This is a genomic window from Streptomyces sp. MnatMP-M17 (genome assembly GCF_900091995.1).
Classification (GTDB): Bacteria; Actinomycetota; Actinomycetes; order Streptomycetales; family Streptomycetaceae; genus Streptomyces.
The window spans coordinates 1-4,862 of record NZ_FMDK01000673.1 but is presented as its reverse complement, the minus strand read 5'-3'; the positions used below and the strand labels follow the sequence as shown (position 1 = coordinate 4,862).

At 69.5% G+C, this 4,862-nt stretch carries 5 protein-coding genes and 1 pseudogene; 3 read left to right on the top strand and 3 right to left on the bottom strand.

Annotation, left to right across the window (positions count from 1 at the left end):
* Window positions 1-380: bifunctional DNA primase/polymerase (locus GA0115259_RS28000; protein WP_176732678.1), on the top strand; the 380-nt coding region annotated here is incomplete at its 5' end.
* A gap of 267 nt (window positions 381-647) precedes the next feature.
* Window positions 648-1,271 (top strand): hypothetical protein, encoded by a 624-nt coding sequence (locus tag GA0115259_RS27995; RefSeq protein ID WP_176732677.1) that lies wholly within the window; start codon window positions 648-650, stop codon window positions 1,269-1,271.
* Window positions 1,272-1,580: 309 nt separating this feature from the next.
* Here the strand turns inward: GA0115259_RS27995 and GA0115259_RS27990 are convergent, their stop codons facing one another.
* The 3 genes from GA0115259_RS27990 to GA0115259_RS27980 all read right to left on the bottom strand — a co-directional run bounded on the left by GA0115259_RS27990 (window position 1,581) and on the right by GA0115259_RS27980 (window position 4,343).
* Window positions 1,581-2,546, bottom strand: coding sequence for a DUF5926 family protein (locus tag GA0115259_RS27990; protein WP_093602200.1), 966 nt, complete (start codon window positions 2,544-2,546; stop codon window positions 1,581-1,583).
* A gap of 170 nt (window positions 2,547-2,716) precedes the next feature.
* Complete coding sequence (locus tag GA0115259_RS27985; protein WP_093602198.1) at window positions 2,717-3,397, bottom strand: ATP-binding protein; 681 nt, start codon at window positions 3,395-3,397, stop codon at window positions 2,717-2,719.
* 145 nt (window positions 3,398-3,542) lie between these two features.
* Window positions 3,543-4,343, bottom strand: a complete 801-nt coding sequence (locus GA0115259_RS27980) for a glycerophosphodiester phosphodiesterase (RefSeq protein ID WP_093602195.1) — start codon at window positions 4,341-4,343, stop codon at window positions 3,543-3,545.
* 273 nt (window positions 4,344-4,616) lie between these two features.
* Here GA0115259_RS27980 and GA0115259_RS41255 point away from each other — a divergent pair.
* A pseudogene (locus GA0115259_RS41255) lies at window positions 4,617-4,862 on the top strand (protease); the annotation flags it as partial.

Sequence of the window (4,862 nt, the reverse complement as noted above, 5' to 3'; positions counted from 1 at the left end):
GCGGCGCGCCCTGCGCGGTGAGCCTGCCGGCCGTCGCGGGCGCCCGCGCGCTGGTGGAGCTGGACCGGATGGGCATCCGGCTCGGACCGGTCGTCGCGACGCCGACGCGCTGGTCGCTGCTGGTGGCTCCGTACACCCTCGAACAGCTCGGTGAGCTGCTGTACGCCAAGGCCTGGGTGCCCAGTTCGCTGCGGTTCCACGGCGAGGGCGGCTATCTGGTGCTGCCGCCTTCCGAGGCGGCGGGCGGACAGGTCCGCTGGGAGCGGGCGCCTCTGGCGGGCTCGGCGGCGCCCTGGCTGCCGGATGTGGAGGCGGTCGTGGACGCGCTCGTGAAGGCGAGCACGAGCGCGCCTGACGGCGGCAGCAGACTCGCGTACTGACGGCGGTCGACGCGTCCCGCACATGCCCTGGGACGCGTCGCGCCGAGTTCTTCCGGAGCCGGGTCTTTCAGCGCCGGGCTGTACGGGGCCGGGCGGTACGGTCGGGCTGCACGGTCGGGCTGTACGGAGCCGGGGCTGTCACTCGTACGGGTGCGAGCCGGGCCGAGTTGTACGGGAATTGCGCGCGCGGCGCCTCTGAGCGGCCCGTTCCGTCGATATCTTCGGCCCACCGTCAGCAATTCCCCGGCACTGGCAGGTGGGCCCACCATGAATCTCCGTATGACCGGGCTCACGGCCGTTGTCGTGTTCACCGTACTTCTGCCACTGGCTGCCACCACGGACGTCACGCGCACCGTCCGCCCTGCGGAGCCGCGCGCGGACGCCAAGGTGGGAGCCGGCCTTCCGACTGTGTCCGGAACCGACGGGTCCGCCACTGAGGACCCTGTGACGGACGGGACGCCGGTGGCGGGCGATACGGCCGGCGACACGGCAGGCGCTGGTGCGGGCGATACCGCCGGCGGGGACGCGGTGGAGCGCACGGCCGAGCGATGTGGGCCTGAAGTCGTCTCTCCCGAAGGGATCGAGGCGCAGACATGTGTACTGACCGAGGGCCGCGACACCTGGGCCCGTACCGCCTACCGCAACACGTCGGGCGGTGAACTGCGCGCCGTACTCAGCCTGATGGGCCCGCGCGGACGCACCGTACTGACACACTGCGTGGCGGCGGTCACGGATGAGCCCGCGACCTGTCAGACGCCTCGTGAACCGTCCCGAGGAACTCGCGCGGAATACACGGCGATCGTGGAGTTCGCGGCCTCGCCGACACCGTCCAGCGGTGACAACGGCGAGGACATCGGACCTCTGCTGCTGAGGTCAGGGAGTAACTCGTAGGCCACGGAGGGCCTTTGACGGACCGGTCGGGCCCGGGAACGCGGACGCCCGATCGCTGGCGACGGGGGATGCACCAGCGACCGGGCTTCTAGAACGGTAACAAGAGATCGGCAGTTAGCAAATTCGATCCGGTGTATTCGGACAATGAATTACCTGCCGGTACGGGAAGTTGTGACGGGTGGTGTGACTGGTGTCACCGCTCGGCCGGGAACCCGTCACAACCGAAGACACTGCCGGTGATCCGGCAGTGATCCGACGATCCGCAGGCGATCCGCCGACGACTCAGGGGCTTGCCGATGACATCCCTGGTCAGCTCAGCGTCACCTGGCGGTTGGTGAGCCCGCCGCGCGCCCGGCGCTCGTCGCCCGTCAACGGCGTGTCGACGGCCAGCGCCGCCGCCAGCCGTTCGGCGAACTCCGTCGCCGGCTTCTCGCACTCCTCCGCGCCCATCGCGCTCGGCAGGTCCCACACCGGCACCGTCAGCCCGTGCGCCCGGAAGGAGCCGACCAGCCTCGTTCCCTCACCGAGGTTCGACGTGCCCGCGACATGCAGCCGGGCGAGCGCGTCCAGCAACTGCTCCTCGGGGTACGGCATGACCCAGCGGAGGTGGTTCTTCTCCGGCGTCTCGCACCAGTACGCGGCGTCCGTGCCGGAGAGCCGTACGGTCGGGATCGCGGCGGCGTTGGCACGCTCTAGGGAGGCGTTCACCTCGGCCGAGGCGTTCTCCGCGTCCGGCACCCAGAACTCGAACCCGGCGTGCACGACAGGCGTGAAATCGGCCTCGGGGTCGAGCAGATCCTGAAGCCGTGGACCATCGGCCGGCACCCGCTGCGCGGCCACGGGATTGCCGGGCTCCGCCGTCAGCGCACGCCGGAGCGTATCGGCGAGATCGCGGCTCAGATCGCCGGACGAGGTGTCGTTCTGGAGCGCGAGCAGTACGGAACCGTCGTCGCGGCGCAGCGCCGGCCAGGCCATCGGCAGTACGGTCGCGAGCGTCACGGACGGCACGCCTTCGGGCAGCCCGTCCTTGAGGGTCAGCCCGGCGGTCGCGGCGGGCACCAGCTCACGCAGCGCGATCCAGTCGCACTCACCGGCCAGGCCCTCGAAGGGACGTTGGACCAGCTCGGTCACGGCGTGCGCGGCGGCCCGGCCGTGGCAGGCCTTGTAGCGACGGCCCGAACCGCACGGACAGGGCTCGCGGGCTCCCACCACCGGAATCGGTCCATCCTTGAGCTGCGCCGTGGTGGCCTTCGTCTGGGGGCGCTTCTTGGCCATGGTGTGGCTTCTCCCGTAGCGGCGGTGCGATGTCGGCGCGAGCCTAGCCGTACGGACGGACAGTGCGCGGGTCGCGACGCGGCGCGCGAAGGCTCGGCCCGCCGCGCGGGCCGGATCACAGTCGGCGGCTCAGGCGGCTCAGGCGGCTCACTTGTCAGCCCGCCTGTCGATCAGCTTGCCTCGTCGAAGGGATCCGCGAAGGCGAGCCCGTCCAAGCCGTCCAGGCCCTCCAACTCGTCCAGCTCATCCAACTCCAGCTCGTCCGTGTCCGGGCCTGTGACGCGCGTAGCGAAATCATCGCGCCTGTACACGGCGGCGACTATCACCCACACGGTGACCTCACCGGACGCGCTGTCCCGTACGCCCCATTCCTGTGCGAGCGCCGAGATGATGTTGAGTCCGCGGCCACCGCGGGCCGTGACCGAGGGCGTCGCGGGTATCGGCCGCGTCGGGCCGCCGCCGTCCGTCACCTCGACGACCAGCCGTCCCGCCTTGTCGACGCGCCACTCCGCACGGATGTCGCCGTCGCCGATCCGCTCATGCCCCAGCGGTCTGCCATGCCGGCACGCGTTGCTGACCAGTTCGGAAAGGATCAGTACGGCATCGTCGACCACCGCTGCCGACACTCCGCTGCGGCTCAACTGCTCCCGCATCCGGTGTCGCGCCTCGCCCACGCCCGCAGGGCCATGGGGAACGGCCATGCACGACGACGTGGGCACTTCTTGTGCCACCACAAACGCCACCCCCGAGACCTCCTTCGCCTCACGCCACGGTGTGGATGCCCCATTGGCCTGGACCGGAAACCGGCCAGGCAAAGGCCTTTGACGCACTCGTAACCCTCGAATACGCATCGAACGCGCCGGTGCACTCCCCGTGCACTTCTGCCGCACTCCCTGTCACCATTCGGCGCTGTCGTATCGGGTGGATTTATCAGCCAATGTGTGCGGTGGTGTGTATGGCGTGTCGGGACGGTGCGTACGGCGTGTGTACGGTGCGTCAGGAAAGACGGCCGAGCTGGGACAGAACCTGTTTGGGGCGATTGGTAATGATCGCTTCCACACCGAGGCGCACACAGAGATCGACGTCTTCCGGCTCATTCACCGTCCAGACATGGACACGGTGGCCCGCCTTGTGCAGCCGCTCGATGTAGTCGGGATGGTTACGGACGATCCGCATCCCGGGACCGGCGATCCGCGCGCCGGCGGGCAGCCGCCCGTCACGCAGCCGCAGCGAGAGGAACTGCATCAGATAGACGGTCGGCAGCGTCGGTGCGGCGTCCGCGATCCGGTGCAGCGAGCGCGCGGAGAAACTCATGATCCGTACGGCCGAGTCGTCCGGTGCCGGATCGTCCAGACCGAAGCGTCCCAGCAGGTGCAGCAGCCGCTCCTCCACCTGTCCGGCCCAGCGGGTGGGATGTTTGGTCTCGATGGCCAGCTCGATGGGGCGGCCGGCGTCCGCGATCAGTTCGAGCAGCCGCTCCAGCGTCAGTACGGAGGTGAACTCGCGGTCCCGCCAGTCCGGGCTCTCCTCGCTGTCCTTCCAGGAGCCGAAGTCGAGCGCCGCGAGATCGGCCAGCTCCAGGGCGGAAACGGCACCGCGTCCGTTGGAGGTGCGGTTCACCCGACGGTCGTGGACACAGACGAGATGTCCGTCGGCGGTGAGCCGTACATCGCACTCCAGAGCGTCGGCGCCGTCCTCGATGGCCTTGGTGTACGCGGCCAGGGTGTGCTCCGGTGCGTCCTCCGAGGCTCCACGGTGGGCGACGACCTGGATGCTGTGCTGTCGTGCTTGGGTCACCGCGTCATGGTGTCATCGTGACGGAGTAGGCGGGTGAACGGATGGGGTTCTCCGGCCGACCGGATCAAGGTGCGATCGTTTTGTCCGAAATAAAGGATGGCGGACAGACGCACAGGTCCTGCTTACAGTGGTCTGACGTGCCGTGGGAAAAGCTGACCGCAGATACTTGCGTGCTTGCGCGATCACGGAAACTTGCATGACGGAACTGACTCGCACGGCGGAACTCTGCGGAACTTTTGCCGAAGACTGATGTGGACCCGAGGAGAAAGAGCTGTGAGCACTGAGAACGAGGGCACTGCGGCCCCCGGCGGCCCGTCCGTACCTCCCGTGCCGGATGCGGCTCCCCAGGGCACACCCGCGTCCGGTCCGCGAGAGGCCTGGCAGGAGCCGACGGCGCAGGCGGACCCGCGGACAGGCTCGCAGGGGGGCGCGTACGAGGACGGACAGCACGGGGGCGCACAACCGGGCGCGGATGCGCAGCCGGCCGCGGGCGCACAGCCGGGCGCGGGCGCACAGCCG